Source organism: Streptomyces caelestis (assembly GCF_001279005.1).
GTDB classification, from domain to species: domain Bacteria; phylum Actinomycetota; class Actinomycetes; order Streptomycetales; family Streptomycetaceae; genus Streptomyces; species Streptomyces heliomycini.
Genome location: NZ_LGCN01000203.1, coordinates 1 through 17,967 on the forward strand (window position 1 = coordinate 1; position 17,967 = coordinate 17,967).

Consider the following 17,967-nt stretch of genomic DNA (forward strand, 5'->3'; position numbering starts at 1 on the left):
GCGGCACACGCTCAAGGTCAAGGAGGACTTCCACTGCATCTGCGTCTTCAACCCGCCCGTCACCGGACGGGAGGACCACGACGAGAACGGCGTCTACCCGCTGCTCACCGAGGAGGTGTGACTCGCCATGACCACCACGACCACGACCACGCACGTCACCGACCTCTACCCCACCCGCGGCGCCACCGAGGTGGCGACTCCCCGGCAGGACCCGGTCGTCTGGGGCTCCCCGGACACGCCCGGTCCCGTCTCCACCGGTGACCTCCAGGCTCTGGAGCGCGACGGCTTCCTCGCCGTCGACCAGCTCATCGGACCGGACGAGGTGGGCGAGTACCGGCGCGAGCTGGAGCGGCTCACCACCGACCCGGCGATCCGCGCGGACGAACGCTCGATCGTGGAGCCGCAGTCCAAGGAGATCCGGTCCGTCTTCGAAGTGCACAAAATCAGCGAGGTCTTCGCGAAGCTGGTGCGCGACGAGCGCGTGGTCGGGCGGGCCCGGCAGATCCTCGGCTCGGACGTCTACGTCCACCAGTCACGGATCAACGTCAAGCCCGGCTTCGGCGCCAGCGGCTTCTACTGGCACTCCGACTTCGAGACCTGGCACGCCGAGGACGGCCTGCCGAACATGCGCACCATCTCGGTCTCGATCGTCTCGATCGCGCTCACCGAGAACTACGACACCAACGGCGGTCTCATGATCATGCCGGGGTCGCACAAGACGTTCCTCGGATGCGCGGGGGCCACGCCGAAGGACAACTACAAGAAGTCCCTGCAGATGCAGGACGCGGGGACGCCGTCCGACGAGGCGCTGACGAAGATGGCGTCGGAGTACGGCATCAGGCTGTTCACCGGCAAGGCCGGCTCGGCGACCTGGTTCGACTGCAACGCCATGCACGGCTCCGGCGACAACATCACGCCGTTCCCGCGCAGCAACGTGTTCATCGTCTTCAACAGCGTGGAGAACACCGCCGTCGAACCCTTCGCCGCACCCGTCCGGCGGCCCGAGTTCATCGGAGCACGGGACTTCACCCCGGTGAGGTGAACCGGATCCGGCCGGGGGCCCGGGGGTCGTCCCCCGGACACCACGGCATCGGAGCACGGGACTTCACGCCGGTGAAGTAGGTGCTGGGACGGTGCGGTAGGCGCACCACAAGACCGCGGGCCGGGCCTCCTGGTGTGGGACAGGGAGGCGCCGGCCCGCTGCCGTGCGTTCAGCCGGACAGCGCGTCCAGCAGCCGGTCCACGTCGGCGGCCGTGTTGTACAGGTGGAAGGAGGCCCGCAGGTTCCCCGCGCGGTTCGACACCTGGATGCCCGCCTCGGCCAGCTCCGGCTGGAGACGGCCGAGCCCGGGCACGGACACGATCGGCGAACCGGACGAGGGCAGGGGTGTGTGGCCCAGCGTGGCGAGCCCCGCGCGGAAGCGGTCGGCGAGGGCCAGGTCGTGGGCGCGGACGGCGTCCACGCCGAGTTCCTCGACGAGTTCGAGGGAGGCGCGCAGTCCCGCGTAGGCGAACAGGGCGGGAGTGGAGTCGAACCGCCGGGCCGAGCGGGCGAGCTCGGCGACGGGACCGTAGCAGCTGCCCCAGGGGTCCTGCCCCGCGACCCAGCCCGCCTGCACCGGCGTCAGGTCGCCGAAGTCCTCGGGGACGACGAGGAAGGCCGCGCCGTGCGGGCCGAGCAGCCACTTGTAGGTGATGGAGACGCTGTAGTCGTACGCGTCCGCCGTGACCGGGAACCAGCCGGCCGCCTGGGAGAAGTCGACGTAGGTGCGCGCCCCGTGGCCGCGCGCCGCCTCGCTCAGCGCGGGCAGGTCGGCGATCCGGCCGTCGGCGGACTGCACGGCGCCGACCGCGACCAGCGCGGTGCCGGGCCGCACGGAGTCGGCGAGCCGCTCCAGCGGCACGGTCCGCACCTTGAGGTCGCCGCGTGTGTGGAAGGGGTTCAGCACGGAGGTGAAGTCGCCCTCCACGGTGAGGACTTCGGCGCCCGGCGGCAGCGAGGCCGCGATCAGCGAGGTGTGCAGGGCGACCGTGGCGCCGGCCGCCACCCGCTCGGCCGGGACGCCGGCCAGCCGGGCGTACGCGGCACGGCAGGCCTCGACGTCGGCGAAGAGCGGGTCCAGCGTACGGCCCCGCGCGCGCAGCCGCGCGGCGTCCTGGAGTGCGGCCACGGTGCGGGCCGGCAGGAGAGCGTTGCTCGCGGTGTTCAGGTAGGTGTTCTCCGGGGCGAACTCGGCACGGACGAGGTTCTCGAAGGTCTCCATGGGACCACTCTGCGGTCCCGGGACCTCCCCGTCCATTGCCGAGTTCTGCCCGACATCCCAAAGCAATGCTTATGCGCACGCGCCGACCTGCGCGTTCTACTGCTGCGGCACCGCGCATCCGTCCGGGCCACAGGCCTCCGCGTCGCCGTTGACCGGGGTCAGCGGCGGGCGCTCGCCCCAGGCCTGCGTCAGCGCCCGGGCGAACACCTCGGCGGGCTGGGCGCCGGAGACGCCGTACGTGCGGTCCAGCACGAAGAACGGCACACCGTTCGCGCCGAGCTCCGCCGCCTCCCGCTCGTCGGCGCGCACCTCGTCGGCGTACGCCTGCGGGTCGGCGAGGACCCCGCGCGCCGCGCCGGTGTCGAGACCGGCGGCGCCGGCGAGCTCGACGAGCCGTTCGTCGTCGTCGAAGACGGACCGCTCCTCGGCGAAGTTCGCCCGGTACAGCAGGTCGAGCAGCTCCACCTGGCGGCCCTGCTCGCGGGCGAAGTGCAGCAGCCGGTGCATGTCGAAGGTGCTGCCGTGGTCGCGGCCCCGGGTGCGGTAGGGCAGGCCCTCGGCGGCGGCCTGGGCGCCCAGGTTGTCCTCACCGGCCTCGGCCTGCGCCTCGCTCATGCCGTACTTCCCGGTGAGCATCGAGATCACCGGCTGGATGTCGTCCTTGGCGCGGCCCGGGTCCAGCTCGAAGGAACGGTGCACGACCTCGACCCGCTCCCGGTGCGGGAAGGCGGCCAGCGCCTTCTCGAAGCGGGCCTTTCCGACATAGCACCAGGGGCAGGCGATATCGGACCAGATTTCGACGCGCATCGTGATCGGCACTCCAGGTCGTACGGGTACGGAGACTCCCTCCGGCAACTACGTGAACATTCAACCAGCTGCTCTCATTCCCTCAGTCGCCGTTCCGCAGATCGCTCGGCCAGTGGGGCCGGTACTCGATGTGGTCGTACGTCACCGCGCACCCCTCCCCCGTCGGCGACTGGGCCATGAAGCCGACCAGGGCCGCCCCGGTCTCCTTGTCGTCGCCGAGGGTGAAGAGGCGGACGAAGGTCCAGCGCTCGCCGTCCCGGGAGGCGTGGAAGGCGAAGGCGCGCCCGGTGCGGCTCACCCGGAGCCAGACGGAACCACCGTCGACGGTGAAGGAGTTGACGTCGTCGGAGTGGCCCCGGGTGACCACCGTGCAGACGGTGGGCACGTCCGGCGAGTACTCCAGACAGAGCTTGGCCCACTCCCGCTCGCCCACGTGGACGTAGAGGACGCCGGCGTCGAAGGCGGCGGCGAAGCCGACCGTGACCCGGGCGATCAGCTGGAAGTCGCCCTCGGGCGCGCCCAGCAGGCGCGGCGCGTCGGAGGCGGGCTCCAGCGCCTCGTCGGTGGGCGGCACGAAACGGTCCTGCCGGGGTCCGGCCCGTCCGGTGAGGACGCCGTCCTCGTGGGACCAGTGGCCGTCGGGGCCGTAGGCGCGCAAGGGGAAGGGCAGTTCGGGGATCTCGAGGTCCATGGCGGGATTCTTCCAGGCGGGCCCCGGCGCCCAGGGGCCGGGGGGCGGTCCCGGTCAGCGGCCCTGGAGCGCGTCCAGGGCCACGGCCTGGGCGATGGCCAGGCGCCGGTCCAGATCGGGTACGACCACGTCCACCACGTAGCGGTCGCGCAGCCCGAACTTCTTGTCGACCCTCATCACCGGCTTGCCGTCCGTCTCGAAATCGAAGTGGTACGGCCACAGGAACGGCACCAGGTCCAACGGCAGGAAGCCCCAGGCGCGGCGGAGGACGGCCACGAACCGGTTGCGCTCCCGTCCGACGGCCGGGGGCGAGCCCTGCTGGTGCAGCACCCACGTCGAGCGCAGCAGGGAGGCGAAGAACCTCTCCTCGAACGCGCCGACGGAGCCGCCTTCCGCGTCCCGCACGTCGTAGCCGTCGCCGGCGTCGAGGAGGCTCCGTTCCTCGACGGTGAAGAGGACCCGGGTCCTGGACTCGTCGGCGTAGAAGGTCATCTCCTCCTTGAGCGAGAGCCGCTCGACCTCGGCGAAGGCGAGGACCCCGCCGTCGGAGCCGTCCGGCAGCAACTCGCTCACGGTGTACCGGTCGCTCTTGAGACCGGCCTTCTGCCGGACGGTGAAACGTCCGCTCGTCCCCTGCCTGGCACTGTCCACTGTTCCGCTCCCCGAGCCCTCGGTCCCCGCGCCGTCCGCCGTGTGCGTCCGGCGGAGCCATCCTCGGCGCGCGCCCCGGTCCGGGGCAGTCTCCGTAAGTCGCCGCCGGCAACGACCAAAGAGGACAGGGGCCTTGGGAAGCGGGGTGTCCACTTTCGTCGTTCGCCGCCGCTCCGAAGGGGGGATGCGGGGGCCCGGGGGCGGGCCTCTATGGTCTGCGCGTGGACGCAGCAGAGACATCACCTCCCGGCGGGCCGCTCCTTTCCCGGCTCGCCGCCGCCTCTCCCTGGCCCCGCCGGCGGATCGTCGGGGAGGTCGTGCTCACCGTGGTCCTCTCCGGGACCGCGGGACTCCTCCGCACGGTGGAGACCGGATCCCTCGCACGGGGCGGCGCCGTGGCCCTGGCCGTCGCCGTACTGTCGCTGGTCCGCCGTGCGCTGCCGGCGACGGTGCTGACGGTGTCGTCGGCCCTGGCCGGGGGGATCTTCGGCACGGTCCCGCTGCTGGTCTGCGCGAGCTGGTCGGCGGGCAGCCGCATCAAGCACCCGGGACGCGCGGTGGGCGCGTACGCGGCCGGGCTCGTGCTCTACTTCGCCGTCACCGTCGGCAGCACGGGCGACGACGGGCTCGGGGTGTCCCTGCCGCTGGCGGCCGTGCTGACCGGGAGCCCGTTCCTGATGCTGGCGGTCGTGCCGGGGCTCGCCTCCCGCTACCGCGCCCAGCGCCACGCCCTGCTCGACGCCCTGCGCCGGCACAACGCCCAACTGGTGCGCGAGCAGGCGATGGTGGCACGGCAGGCCCGGCTGCTGGAACGGCAGCGCATCGCCCAGGACATGCACGACAGCCTCGGTCACCAGCTCGCCCTGATCGCCGTGCACGCCGGGGCGCTGGAGGTGGACCCGGACCTGGGCGACCGCCGGCGGGAAGGGGTGGGCATCCTCCGTGAGGCGTCCAGGTCGGCGATGCGGGAGCTGCGCGAGGCCGTGGGCATCCTGCGGGACGGTGCGGAGGCGCCCACGACGGTCCCCGGGGACGACGCCGGGCCCTCGACGGCCCGGGGGGCGGCCACCGTGGACGAGCTGGTCGCGTCGTCGCGGGCCGCGGGCACGGCGGTGGTGCTGCACCGCTCCGGCGCCGAACGGCCCCTCGCGCCCGCCGCCGACCACGCGGTGTACCGCATCGCCCAGGAGGGCCTGACGAACGCGCACAAGCACGCGCCGGGCGCCCCGATCACCGTGGCGCTGCGCTACGAACCGGACAGCCTGGTGGTGGAGGTGGCCAACGGACCGGCGTCGGCCGGGACTCCGGCCCGGGCGGCCGCGATCAGCGGCGGGCAGGGGCTGACGGGCCTGCGGGAGCGGGCCCGGCTGGTCGGCGGCATGGTGCACACCGGTCCCACCCCCGACGGTGGTTTCCGCCTCGCCGGCGTGCTGCCCTACGGCGACGGCGGGCGGCGGTCCCGTCCGGACGGCGCGACGTCCGTCGTCGCCGGCGACGACTTTCGGGGGCAGAGCGGCGCGGGCTCCGCGGGCGAGGGTGGAGCGGTCATCGAACGCACCGATCCGCACAAGGAGTTCGCCGCCATCATGAGCAGCAAGAAGAACGTCGCCCTGGGATGCGCCCTCACCGCCGTGGTCCTCGTCGCGGGCGTCGGCGCCCTGGTGTTCTGGGGGGCGGGGAAACTGATGGACGAGGTGGGGAAGGCCGTCATTCCGGCGAGCGTGTACGAGTCGGCCCGGATCGGCGACGCCGAGGCGGACCTCCGGAAGAAGTTCCCGGAAGGCGGCTCGCTGCTCACCGACGGCGTGGAGAAGGACGGCCCGCCGCTGCCCGAGGACGCCGTCTGCGAGCACTTCGTGGACGACGAGGAGGACATCGTCTACCGGTTCTGCTTCCGCGACGGGAAGCTGTCCTCCAAGGAGTCCTACCCGCACGAGGTGTGACGCGGTCCGCGGCCGCGCTCGCGGCCGGATCGGGCATGATGGGCGGGCTTCGCCATCCGCTTGTCACACCGAGACCGCGCAGGAGGCCGCGTGATCCGGGTCCTCGTCGCCGACGACGAGCCGCTCATCAGGGCCGGCATCAGGATGATCCTCACCTCGGCGGACGACATCGATGTCGTCGCCGAGGCGCGGGACGGCCGGGAGGCGGTGGAGACCGCCCGGAGCACCGCGGTCGACGTGGCCCTGCTGGACATCCAGATGCCCGTGATGGACGGACTGACCGCGCTGGCCGAGATGGGCCGCGCCGCACCGGGGGTCCGGGTGCTGATCCTGACGACGTTCGGGGAACGCGACAACGTCCTGCGGGCGCTCGGCCACGGCGGCGCGGGCTTCCTGCTGAAGGACTCCGCGCCGCAGGAACTGATCCACGCGGTCCGCGCGGCGGCGGCCGGCGACGCCTATCTGTCCCCGGCCGCCACCCGCCACGTGGTGGACACCCTCGCCTCCCCCGCCGCCACCGTGCGCGGCGAGGAGGCGCGCCGCCGCCTGGCGGGCCTGACGGCACGCGAACGCGAGGTCCTGGCCCTGCTGGGCGAGGGCCTGTCCAACGCGGACGCCGGCGCCCGCCTGCACATGAGCGAGGCCACGGTGAAGACGTACGTCAGCCGCATCCTGGCCAAGCTCGACTGCGACAACAGGGTCCAGGCGGCGCTCCTGGCCCGGGACGCGGGCCTGGAGCCGAGCGCGGGGTGAGTCCTCAGCGCTCCAGGCGGCCGTTGAACCTCCGGGGCAGTCCCAGCGGGTTGTCGTCCTTGAGTTCCGCGGGCAGCAGCGCCTCGGGCGTCCCCTGGTAGACGACCGGCCGCAGCCACCGCTCGATGGCCGTGCCGCCCACCGACGTGGAGGTGGAGGTGGTCGCCGGGTAGGGGCCGCCGTGGTGCTGGGCCGGGGCGACCGCGACGCCCGTCGGCCAGCCGTTGACCAGGACCCGCCCGGCCAGCGGCGTCAGCTCCCGCACCAGCTCCGCCCCGCGGCCCTGCCCCGCCGACTCCTCGGCGGACAGCTGCACGGTCGCCGTGAGGTTGCCCGGCAGCCGCGACAGCACACCCCGCACCTCGGTGTCGTCCTCGTAGCGGGCCACGACGGTGACCGGTCCGAAGCACTCCTCGAGCAGCAGGTCGTGCTCGCCCTCCTGGGCCAGCCGGCTCGCGGGGACGGTGAGGAAGCCCGCGCTGACGGTGTGCTCGCCGCCCGCGCCCGGCGTCACCGGGGACTCCACGTCGGGCAGCTGGGCGCGCTCGGCGACCCCGGCGACGAAGTTGTCGCGCATGCGGTGGTCGAGCAGGACGCCGGCGTCGGTGTCGCTGACGGCGTCCGTCAGCGACTTGACCAGCGCGTCGCCGGCCGCGCCGGCCGGTGCGAGGACGAGGCCCGGCTTCACGCAGAACTGGCCGACGCCCAGCGTCATCGAACCGGCGAGCCCGGCGCCGATCGCCTCGCCGCGCTCGGCGGCGGCGGCCTCGGTGACGACGACCGGGTTCAGCGAGCCCAGCTCGCCGTGGAACGGGATCGGGACGGGCCGGGCGGCGGCCGCGTCGAAGAGGGCGCGGCCTCCTCGGACGGAACCGGTGAAACCGGCCGCCGAGACCAGCGGGTGCTCGATCAGCTCGATGCCGGCGTCGAAGCCGTGCACCAGGCCGAGCACGCCCTCGGGGACGTCGTGGCGGGCGGCGGCCCGGCGCAGCACCTTGGCGACCAGCTCGGACAGTCCGGGGTGGTCGGGGTGGGCCTTGACGACGACCGGACAGCCGGCCGCGAGCGCGCTCGCGGTGTCGCCGCCGGCCACGGAGAAGGCGAAGGGGAAGTTGGACGCCGAGTAGACGGCGACGACGCCCAGCGGGATCTTGTAGCGGCGCAGGTCCGGGACGGGCGGGGTCGCGGTGTCGTCGGGGTGGTTGATGACGACGTCGAGGAAGGCGCCCTCCTCGACGATGCCGGCGAAGGCCCTCAGCTGGTAGCAGGTGCGGGCGAGTTCGCCGGTGAGCCGGACCGGGCCGAGCGCGGTCTCCGCGTCGGCGACCTCGACGAGCTGGTCCCTGGCCGCCTCGAGCTCGTCGGCGGCCGTGCGCAGGAAGGCCGCGCGGACGGTGCGGTCCGTCAGCGCGCCGCGCGCGTCGTGCGCGGCGCGGACGGCGGCGTCGACCTCCTGGGCTGTGGCCTCCACCGCAACCTGTTCACGCTGCTTCCCGGTTCGGGGGTCGACACTCCAGACTGGTGCTGCTGCCACCGCGGGTCCCTCCACTTGATTGCCGCATGCAATGCCGCAGTATGTACGTCATCCCACAGGGGTGTTCGATATGCTGAACAGCGTCTCTGTGGGTGAATGTGCTTCGGAGACTATTTCCCGGCGAACGAAGGGGTCAAGGGCGATGTCGGCTGGCGAGACGGGCGGCGGGGCGCAGGTCAAGTCCGCGGTGCGGACCGTTGAACTGCTCGAGTACTTCGCCGGACGCCCCGGCATGCACTCCCTGGCGGCGGTCCAGGAGGCCGTCGGCTACCCCAAGTCGAGCCTCTACATGCTGCTGCGCACCCTCGTGGACCTCGGCTGGGTGGAGACGGACGCGACGGGCACGCGGTACGGCATCGGCGTGCGGGCGCTGCTGGTGGGCACGTCGTACATCGACGGCGACGAGGTCGTCGCGGCGGCCCGCCCCACCCTGGACCGGCTCTCCGACGACACCACGGAGACCATCCACCTCGCCCGGCTCGACGGCACCAACGTGGTCTACCTCGCCACCCGCCAGTCGCAGCACTATCTGCGCCCGTTCACCCGGGTCGGCCGCCGGCTGCCCGCGCACTCGACGTCGCTGGGCAAGGCGCTGCTGAGCACGTACCCGGACGAGCAGGTGCGCAAGATGCTCCCGGAGACGCTGCCCGCGCTGACCGAGAACACCATCACGGACCGGGAGAAGCTCATCGAGGAGCTGCGCCTGGTGCGGGAGCAGGGCTTCGCCGTGGACCGCGAGGAGAACACGCTGGGGCTGCGCTGCTTCGGCGTGGCGATCCCGTACCGCACCCCCGCGCGGGACGCGATCAGCTGCTCGGTGCCGGTGGCGCGGCTCACGCCCGCGCACGAGCAGATGGTCAAGGACGCCCTGTTCGACGCCCGCGACCGGCTGACCCTGGCCACCCGGAGGCTCTGACCCGTGGACATCGCCCTGCGACCGGTGCACGACAGCGACCTGCCGGTCTTCTACCGGCAGCTGAACGACCCGGAGGCGCTGCGCATGGCGGCCTTCACCCCCGAGGACCCGGCCGACCGGGACCGCTTCGACTCCCACTGGACGCGCATCCGCAGCTCCCCGGAGGTCGTGGTGCGCACGGTGCTGGGCGACGGCGACGTGGTGGGGCACGCGGCGGTGTACGGGGAGGCGGGCGAGCGCGAGGTGACGTACTGGGTCGACCGCGCCCACTGGGGCAAGGGGATCGCCACGGCCGCGCTGCGCACCCTCCTCGCGGAGGTGGGCGAACGCCCGCTGTACGCGCGCGTGGCCGCGGACAACGCGGGGTCGCGGCGGGTGCTGGAGCGGTGCGGTTTCGAGGTCTCCGGGCGGGCCGCGGCGTACGCGCCCGCGCGGGGCGCGGAGATCGACGAGCTGGTGCTCGCGCTGGACCGCTGAGCGTCCGGGCGGCACGGCCGCTCGATGAACGCCCGACGGGGAAACGGGACGGAAGGCGACGGTCCGACGCCGCTCGTCCGTCCGGCCGCGAGGAACAAGGCGATCGGGCGTGCCTCCGTCCTCACCCTGCTCCTGGTGCTCGCCCTGCCGGTCAGGGCGGTCCGGGTGCGGTTCCACGAGGGCCGGGCGCTCGCGGACGACAGCGACGACCGGCGCGACGCGATCGGGACGTACGCGGAGCCGCTCGGGGACATCGTCGTGGCCGGTGGGACGATCACCGGCTCGGCGCGGGCGGAGGGAGGCGGCCCCGCGTACAAGCGCACGTACGAGGACGGCCCGCTGTACGCGGCGGTGACGGGCCACGCCTCGCAGGCCTGCGCCCCGACGCAGCCGAAGAGCGTCCACCAGGACCTGCTCAACGGCACGGCCCCCGGCCGAGGCCGGTGACGGACACCGTCACCGGCCGGCCCGGGCACCGCGGTGACGACCGTCGACCCGGCGGTGCGGAAAGCGGCGTCGCGGGACTGAACCCTCCCGGCCGGCAGGGCGTCTTCACGGACGGCGGGCCGCCCCCTCCCCCCGGGGGCGGCCCGCCGCCTTGTGCCGACGGCTGTTTCACGCCGGGCGCCCGGCCGGATCGCGCCCGCGATGAACCTCGTCCCGCCGCGGCCCGTGTCGTCCCTACGCACACTGACCGGCCAGACCTCGTTCGGCCCTCCGCACGAGCCCGTGAATGATCACTGCTACGCTCCGGAACTCACGCCGGTCACTCCGGACATTCACATGTCATCTACATGACACACATCGTCACCGGTGCCCGTCGGGCGCCCGACGCCGCTGCGAGGGGAGGTCGCCCGTGGGCACCGTCGTCGACGACACCGCCGCCGTGGAGTTCCACGCGTTCTTCGAACGCCACTACGCCGAACTGTCCCGGCTGGCCCATCTGCTGACGGGTGAGGCGGACATCGCCGACGATCTGGCGGCGGACGCGCTGCTGGCGCTGTGGCACCGCTGGGACCGGGTGCGCGCCGCCGACCATCCGGCCGCGTACGCCCGGGGCGTGGTGGCCAATCTGGCCCGCACCCGGATCCGCGGCGCGGTGCGAGAGCGGCGGCGGATCGCGCTGTTCTGGTCACCGCGCGAGGAACGGATCGAGAACCCCGACGTGCCGGGGGTGGTGGACGTGCAGGAGGCGTTGCGCCGGCTGCCGTTCCGCAAGCGGGCGTGTGTGGTCCTGCGACACGCCTTCGACCTGTCGGAGAAGGACACCGCGCTGGCTCTGGGCGTCTCGGTGGGTACGGTGAAGAGCCAGACCTCGAAGGGGATGGCCGAACTGCAGCGGCTGCTGGGCACGCGGGAGATGCCGCGTCAGGTGCACGCGGCGGTGGCGGCCACCGCGGGCGGGGAAGCGGTCGGGAACGCGCGGAAACGCCCCCACGGGGCCAGGGGAAGGAAGCGATGACGATGCGGCGGGACGTGCACGACGAGCTGCGCGCCCGGCTGCAGGAGGCGGCCGGGGCGCACGAGCCCGACCGGGAGCGCATGCTGGCCCGGGTGGAGCGCGGCATGGCCGGACCGGCCCGCCCCGAGCACCGGGCCACGCGCCCGCCGGTGTTCGGCTGGTTCCGGGTGGCGGGCGCGACGGCCGCGGTGGCCGGGGTGCTGGCGGTGGGCGGCTACGCGGTCGCGTCCTCGGTGCAGGACGAGAAGCCGCCGCAGCGGCAGGTGGCCGTCTCACCGACGCCCACACCGTCCCCGGAAGCGACGAGCCGGCCGCCCGAGCCGTCGGGGACCCCCGCGCCGGACCCCTCCGAGCAGCCCCGGAACACGGCCAGCGGGCCCGCGAGGACGCCGAGTCCGTCCGGCGACCCCGTCCGGCCGCCGGCCGGGGTCGAGGACGGGCCGCTGTGGTCGGACGGCTCGGTGGACCCGCACAGCAACGAGTTCTGGGCGCAGAGCAACGTCACCCTGAAGACCGCCGAGCGGCTGACCTCGCTCACCGTGGAGCTGCGGATCGCGCAGACCGGCGGGGTGACCTCCACGGGCGCCTGGCGCTCGCTGCCCGAGGACGACTTCGAGCTCTCGGTGGACGAGCGGGACGGCTTCCTCGTCTACGTCTGGACGCTCAAGGACGGCCGTGCGGTCAAGCCCGGCGAGTGGGTCTTCGCGGGGCAGTACGACCACGAGCGCGGCGGCCGGGACGCCGGGGACGACGCCTACACGGCGAGGGCCGGCACCGGCTCCGGACAGCTCGCGGTCGGCGGCGATTTCGCGGCGCAGGAAGACAAGGACGAGGCGGGCGACGAGGATTCCTGAAAAAAGATCGTCCGGGGCGGCAACCCTTTCCGCGGCGGCGGCGACCAGGAGACGCAAAGACCCTCTCCACGCAAGGACATCGCGCATGACTGCACGACCCGAACAGCGCGCCTCCCACCGCCGCAGGACCACCAAGCGGCGGGCCGTGATCGCCGGAGTCTCCGCGCTCGGCATCACGGGTGCGGCGATCGTCACCACGACGATGCTGTCCACCGCGGGCGCCGCCTCGGCCTGGCCCTCCGACACCGGCAGCAAGCCGGTGTCCAAGACCGTCCCGGTCTCCGGGACGTACGACGGCGGCATGAAGAAGTTCTACGGCACCGGCGCCCTCGGCAGCGACAGCCAGGACGAGAACCAGGACCCGATCTTCGAGCTGGCCGACGGCGCCACGCTGAAGAACGTGATCATCGGCACCCCGGCCGCCGACGGCGTGCACTGCAAGGGCAGCTGCACCCTGCAGAACGTCTGGTGGCTGGACGTCGGCGAGGACGCCGCCAGCTTCAAGGGCAAGTCGTCGTCGGCCCAGTACAAGGTGATCGGCGGCGGCGCGAAGAAGGCCGATGACAAGGTGCTGCAGTTCAACGGCGCCGGCACGCTGACCGTGAGCGGCTTCCGGGTCGAGGACTTCGGCAAGCTGGTGCGCTCCTGCGGCAACTGCAAGACGCAGTACAAGCGCACGATCGTGCTGAAGGACATCGACGTCGTCGCGCCCGGCAAGTCGCTCGTCGGCGTCAACACCAACTACGGCGACACCGCCACGCTGTCGCAGATCCGCATCCAGGGCGACAGCAAGAAGAAGATCAAGACCTGCACCCGCTTCCAGGGCAACAACACGGGCAAGGAGCCGAAGGAGCTCGGCTCCGGCGCCGACGGGAAGTCCTGCATGTTCTCGGCGTCGGACATCACCTACAAGTGATCCCGCCGGTCCCATGACCCCGGGCCGCCGCCTCGACGTCCGGCGGCCCGGTGACCGGCTTCGCCCGAGCCCCCCTCGGGCGGCCGGAACCCCCCGGCGGTCCCGGACCCCCATCCGGGCCGCCGACCAGGACGCCCCGCCGGTTCGTCCGGCGGGGCGTCCGCCTTTCGTCCGAGCCTCCGCACGGCGAAAACACCCGAAAACTTTCGGCGTCGCCCGCCCCACCCGCATCGGTTGACGCCCCGCGCTCCCCTGGCGACACTCCGGGAAACAACAGAATCCCTCAGGCTCCGACAGGAAGTGTCATGCGCCGCCACACCGCACGCCGCACGCTTCTCGTCCCGTTCCTCGCCCTCCTCCTCGCCCTGCTCGCCGCCCCGCCGGGCACCGCACACCCCGGAGCACCGCCCGTGAAGAAGCCCTCGTACGCCGGTTACCTCTTCGCCTACTTCACCGGCGAGGGCACCGCCGACGGCGAGCAGATCCGCTACGCCCTCAGCCGCGGCAACGACGCCCTGCACTGGCGCGAACTCAACGCCGGCGAACCGGTGCTGACCTCCACGACCGGCGAGAAGGGGCTGCGCGACCCGTTCGTGATCCGCTCCCCCGGGGGCGACCGGTTCTACATGATCGCCACCGACCTGCGGATGTACCGCGGCAGCAGCGGCAGCTGGGACGAGGTCCAGCGGCACGGCAGTAAGTCGATCATGGTGTGGGAGTCCACCGACCTGGTCCACTGGACCGACCGGCGCCTGGTGAAGGTGGCCCCGGACAACGCGGGCAACACCTGGGCCCCGGAGGCCTACTGGGACGACGAGCTCGACGCGTACGTCGTCTTCTGGGCGTCCAAGCTGTACGCCGACGACGACCCGGACCACACCGGCTCGACGTACAACAGGATGCTGTACGCGACCACGGAGGACTTCCGCACCTTCAGCGAGCCGAAGGTCTGGAACGACCCTGGCTACTCGGTCATCGACTCGACCGTCGTCGAGCACGAGGGCACGTACTACCGCTACACCAAGGACGAGCGCGACCCGGCCTCCGGCTCGCCCTGCTCGAAGTTCGTCACCGGCGAGAAGTCGGCGTCGCTGACCGACACCTCGTACACCTTCGTCTCCGACTGCATCGGCAGCGGCGCGATGAGCCGGGGCGAGGGGCCGACGGTGTTCAAGTCGAACACCGAGGAGAAGTGGTACCTGTTCATCGACGAGTACGGCGGCCGGGGCTACCTCCCCTTCGAGACCACCGACCTCGACTCCGGCGAGTGGACCCCGTCCACGGACTACCAGCTGCCCGCGAGTCCCCGGCACGGCACGGTGATCCCGGTGACGCAAGCGGAGTACGACCGGCTGCTGGCCGCGTACCCGCAGAGCCCCACGTCGCTCGTGGACGTCACGGCACCCGGCCAGAAGGGGTACGCCGTCGTCAGCGAGGAGACGGGCAGGGTCGTGCTGCCGATGGAGCCGGACGCCGACCTGCGACGTCTCGCGCCGAGGCTGTGGGCGGCCGAGGGCGCGACGGTCGGCCCGGGGTCCGGCGCCCGCCGCGACTTCCGCCAGCCGCAGGCGTACACGGTGACGGCCGCCGACGGCACACGGCGCACCTGGACCGTCGAGGCGGTGCCCACCCGCAGCCCCGTCCTGCCCGGCCTGTACGCGGACCCGGACGTGCGGTACCTGGACGGCCGGTACTGGATCTACCCGACCACGGACGGCTTCCCCGGCTGGGGCGGCACCCGGTTCAAGGCGTTCTCGTCGAAGGACCTGGTCCACTGGAAGGACCACGGGGTGATCCTCGACCTCGGGCCCGACGTGTCCTGGGCCGACAGGAACGCCTGGGCGCCCGCGATCGCGGAACGCGACGGGAGGTACTACTTCTACTTCTGCGCCGAGCAGCAGATCGGCGTCGCGGTGGCCGACTCCCCGGCCGGCCCGTTCACGGACGCGCTCGGCGCGCCGCTGATCGGGAGGACGCAGTTCAGCGGCCAGATGATCGACCCGGCCGTGTTCACGGACGACGACGGGCGGTCGTACCTGTACTGGGGCAACGGGCACGGCTACGTGGCCCCGCTCGACGACGACATGGTGTCCTTCGACGCCGGGCGGGTGAAGGACATCACCCCGGACGGCTTCCGCGAGGGCTCCTTCGTGGTGAAGCGCGACGGCACGTACTACTTCATGTGGTCCGAGGACGACACCCGCAGCGAGGACTACCACGTGGCCTACGCGACCGGTCCGTCCCCGCTCGGCCCGTGGACCGAGCGCGGCACGATCCTGTCCAAGCGCCCCGAGTACGGCATCCTCGGCACCGGTCACCACTCCGTGGTCAACACCCCCGGCACCGACGACTGGTACATCGTCTACCACCGGTTCGCGCTGAACGGCCCAGGGAAGCCCGGCGGGGACGGCACGCACCGCGAGACCACCGTCGACCGCCTGGAGTTCGCGGCCGACGGCACCATCGAGCCGGTGGTGCCGACCCTGGAGTCGGTCAGGCCGGTGCGGCGGTGACCGACTCCAGCCAGGCATAGGCCTCGTCCTGCATCACGGCGTCGAAGACGTGGCCGCGCTCCGGCCACGTCTTCAGCCGCAGCCGCTCCTCGGCGCCGCACGCGCGCCAGACGGCCCGCAGCCTGTCGTACGCGGTCCGCACCCCGTCGGCGGGGAACAGGGCGTCGCGCCCGCCGTGGAAGAACAGCATCGGCTTCGGCGCGGCGATGCTCGCCACGTCGGGGATGTCGAGGTGCCGGGCGAGTCCCGGGTGGAGCATGTGGAACGCCGACTGCCCGCGCAGGGTGTTGTTTCCGGGCGCCATCATCTCCTTCAGGCCCGTCATCCAGCACACGCTGACCGCGGCGGCGATGTCGTCGCTGAGCGCGGCGGCCTGCCAGGCGCGGTAGCCGCCCATGGAGAAGCCGACGGCGGCGACGCGGCGTTCGTCCACGCGGTCCAGGCCCGCCAGGAAGGCGGCGGCCCGCTGGTCCTCGCGGGCGTGCAGTCCGGCGAGCGAGGAGCCGAGGTGGTAGAGGTTGCTCGCCAGTGCCTGCTGTCGCTCGTAGGCCAGGGGGCCGCGGTCGCCCCAGCCGAGCGCGTCCAGGCACAGCACCACATGGCCGCGGCGGGCGAGTTCGTCCCCGACGAAGCGTCCGCCGAAGCACCGGCCGGCCCACTCCTCGGCGGAGGCGAGGCGGGCGTCGTCGTCCCAGGGCCGGACGCCCTTCTCCTTGCCGATGTCGAACCGGGAGCCGTGGTCGTGCAGCAGCAGGACCGCCGGGAACGGGCCGGCGCCCCACGGGGTGAGCAGGGCGCCGCGGACCCGTCCGTAGCGGGTGAGGGAGAGGGTGACCAGCTCCCGCGTGTACCCGTCGCCGTCCGAACGGGCGGCGAACTCCGGGGCGTACGGCGTCCCGTCCTGCCGGTCGACGAGGAGGTGCTCCTCGACCACCGCGCGGGCCGTGCGCCGCCACGCGTCGAAGTCCCGGACCGGCGAGGCGCCCCAGGCGAGCGGGAAGGTCAGCTCGTCCTTGAGCGCCGTGTGGAATCCGGGCAGGTCACCGGTGGCGGGCATACGGCCGCCAGTCGCCGAGGTACGCCTTTGGGGTGTGCGAGGCGGCCTGTGCGCGGGTGAGCCGGGGACGGTTCGCGGGGACGGTGACGACCGCGCCGGGGCCGGTGTTGCGGTACTCGGCGAAGCGCTGGTCCTGCCAGGGGTAGGCGTCCCGCATGTCGGCGTAGGGCGCGACGGCGTCGATGCCGGCGCCGAGGTGGGTCTCGCGCACGGTGAGCATCGGGCGGGCGGTGGGGTCGGAGCTGGGCACCCAGGGGCGGGCCAGCTTGTAGTAGCCGTCGGGGGCCTCGCTGCTGATCCTGCCGCGGGTGACCAGGTAGCCGCGCGGGTTGGCGCCGGCGGTGGACGGCGCGAAGACGAAGCCGTACGGCGCGCCCGTGAGGTCGGGGCGGACCAGGGTGCGGAAGTGGCAGTGCTCGAAGACGGCGGTGGCCCGGCCGAAGACGAAGTCGACGTCGCCCTCGACGTAGCAGTGGGCGAAGTACTGGCGGGCGAAGGCGTCCAGGGAGAGGGAGTCGGCGTACAGGGTGTCCTGGTGGCCGAGGAACCGGCAGTGGGTGAAGGCGCTGCGGTCCCCCTGCACCTTGAGGGCGACGGCCTGGGTGCCGCTGGTGCCGGGGAGATCGGTGCGCAGCCAGTCGTTGGCGAAGGTGATCCAGCGGGCGGTGAAGCCGTCGGGGCGCACGGTGGTGGTGGCCGAGCCGGAGGTGCCGTAGGTGCCGGAGCCGTCCGGCTTGGGGGTGCCGGCCGCGTTGTCGTACACGATGACCACGTCACGGGGGTCCTGGGAGGCGCCGAGCCAGGTCATGTCGGTGCGGTCGGCGTCGACGGAGACCGTCTCGCGGTAGGTGCCCGGGGCGATGACGAGGGTGCGTCCGGTGCCGGTCGCGGCGGTGACGGCGGCCTGGACGGTGGTGAAGTCGCCGGCGCCGCGCGGGTGGACGTACAGGGTCCTGGGGGTGAGCCGGGCGGACGGTGAGCCGTACCGGCCGAACGGGCGGCGGGGCCCGTGGCCCGCCTGCGCCGGGGCGGCGGACAGGGCGAGCGCGGCGGAGGCCGTGGCGCCGGCCAGCAGGACGTTCCTTCTGGACAGGGACGGGGGCATGCGGGTGCTCCTTGGGTGACGGGG

Annotated in this window: 17 protein-coding genes and 1 pseudogene; 11 read left to right on the forward strand and 7 right to left on the reverse strand. The window is 72.9% G+C overall.

Annotated elements, in window-relative coordinates; genetic code table 11:
- The coding region (locus ADK41_RS21480; protein ID WP_030821065.1) for an ectoine synthase at positions 1-121 on the forward strand (121 nt) is incomplete at its 5' end.
- Positions 122-127: 6 nt separating this feature from the next.
- Entirely contained in the window at positions 128-1,042 is a 915-nt protein-coding gene (gene thpD, locus ADK41_RS21485; RefSeq protein WP_053670286.1) for an ectoine hydroxylase, read from the forward strand.
- 169 nt (positions 1,043-1,211) lie between these two features.
- Here thpD and ADK41_RS21490 read toward each other — a convergent pair whose 3' ends face one another.
- From ADK41_RS21490 to ADK41_RS21505, 4 genes are all read right to left on the reverse strand, one after another.
- Positions 1,212-2,264, reverse strand: a complete 1,053-nt coding sequence (locus ADK41_RS21490; RefSeq protein WP_030821063.1) for an aminotransferase class V-fold PLP-dependent enzyme — start codon at positions 2,262-2,264, stop codon at positions 1,212-1,214.
- A gap of 96 nt (positions 2,265-2,360) precedes the next feature.
- On the reverse strand, positions 2,361-3,071 hold the full coding sequence (locus tag ADK41_RS21495) for a DsbA family oxidoreductase (RefSeq protein WP_030821061.1): 711 nt from the start codon (positions 3,069-3,071) through the stop codon (positions 2,361-2,363).
- Between the two features lie 82 nt (positions 3,072-3,153).
- Complete coding sequence (locus ADK41_RS21500; protein WP_030821059.1) at positions 3,154-3,762, reverse strand: DUF1349 domain-containing protein; 609 nt, start codon at positions 3,760-3,762, stop codon at positions 3,154-3,156.
- Between the two features lie 54 nt (positions 3,763-3,816).
- Positions 3,817-4,413 (reverse strand): hypothetical protein, encoded by a 597-nt coding sequence (locus ADK41_RS21505; protein WP_030821056.1) that lies wholly within the window; start codon positions 4,411-4,413, stop codon positions 3,817-3,819.
- Between the two features lie 221 nt (positions 4,414-4,634).
- Between ADK41_RS21505 and ADK41_RS21510 the strand changes: the two genes are divergently transcribed.
- Entirely contained in the window at positions 4,635-6,356 is a 1,722-nt protein-coding gene (locus ADK41_RS21510; RefSeq protein WP_063781737.1) for a sensor histidine kinase, read from the forward strand.
- Positions 6,357-6,446: 90 nt separating this feature from the next.
- On the forward strand, positions 6,447-7,109 hold the full coding sequence (locus tag ADK41_RS21515; RefSeq protein WP_030821050.1) for a response regulator transcription factor: 663 nt from the start codon (positions 6,447-6,449) through the stop codon (positions 7,107-7,109).
- 4 nt (positions 7,110-7,113) lie between these two features.
- Here ADK41_RS21515 and ADK41_RS21520 read toward each other — a convergent pair whose 3' ends face one another.
- Positions 7,114-8,643, reverse strand: coding sequence for an aldehyde dehydrogenase (NADP(+)) (locus ADK41_RS21520; RefSeq protein WP_078661827.1), 1,530 nt, complete (start codon positions 8,641-8,643; stop codon positions 7,114-7,116).
- A gap of 142 nt (positions 8,644-8,785) precedes the next feature.
- On the opposite strand from ADK41_RS21520, the gene ADK41_RS21525 reads away from it, so the two are divergent.
- From ADK41_RS21525 to ADK41_RS21555, 7 genes and pseudogenes are all read left to right on the forward strand, one after another.
- Positions 8,786-9,559, forward strand: coding sequence for an IclR family transcriptional regulator (locus ADK41_RS21525; protein WP_030821044.1), 774 nt, complete (start codon positions 8,786-8,788; stop codon positions 9,557-9,559).
- A 3-nt stretch (positions 9,560-9,562) separates the two neighbouring features.
- Complete coding sequence (locus ADK41_RS21530; protein WP_030821042.1) at positions 9,563-10,036, forward strand: GNAT family N-acetyltransferase; 474 nt, start codon at positions 9,563-9,565, stop codon at positions 10,034-10,036.
- Between the two features lie 102 nt (positions 10,037-10,138).
- A pseudogene (locus ADK41_RS21535) lies at positions 10,139-10,552 on the forward strand (penicillin-binding protein 2); the annotation flags it as partial.
- Between the two features lie 340 nt (positions 10,553-10,892).
- Positions 10,893-11,498: a SigE family RNA polymerase sigma factor gene (locus ADK41_RS21540; RefSeq protein WP_030821038.1), complete on the forward strand. Its 606-nt coding sequence runs from the start codon at positions 10,893-10,895 to the stop codon at positions 11,496-11,498.
- Complete coding sequence (locus ADK41_RS21545; protein WP_030821036.1) at positions 11,495-12,352, forward strand: hypothetical protein; 858 nt, start codon at positions 11,495-11,497, stop codon at positions 12,350-12,352. Before ADK41_RS21540 ends, ADK41_RS21545 begins: the two co-directional genes overlap by 4 nt.
- 85 nt (positions 12,353-12,437) lie before the next feature.
- Positions 12,438-13,268, forward strand: coding sequence for a pectate lyase (locus ADK41_RS21550; protein WP_030821033.1), 831 nt, complete (start codon positions 12,438-12,440; stop codon positions 13,266-13,268).
- A 305-nt stretch (positions 13,269-13,573) separates the two neighbouring features.
- Complete coding sequence (locus ADK41_RS21555; protein WP_030821031.1) at positions 13,574-15,781, forward strand: family 43 glycosylhydrolase; 2,208 nt, start codon at positions 13,574-13,576, stop codon at positions 15,779-15,781.
- Here the strand turns inward: ADK41_RS21555 and ADK41_RS21560 are convergent.
- Positions 15,762-16,838 (reverse strand): dienelactone hydrolase family protein, encoded by a 1,077-nt coding sequence (locus ADK41_RS21560; protein WP_030821029.1) that lies wholly within the window; start codon positions 16,836-16,838, stop codon positions 15,762-15,764. The genes ADK41_RS21555 and ADK41_RS21560 overlap by 20 nt on opposite strands.
- Positions 16,822-17,943 (reverse strand): pectinesterase family protein, encoded by a 1,122-nt coding sequence (locus ADK41_RS21565; RefSeq protein WP_030821026.1) that lies wholly within the window; start codon positions 17,941-17,943, stop codon positions 16,822-16,824. Before ADK41_RS21565 ends, ADK41_RS21560 begins: the two co-directional genes overlap by 17 nt.
- Between the last annotated feature and the right edge of the window lie 24 nt (positions 17,944-17,967).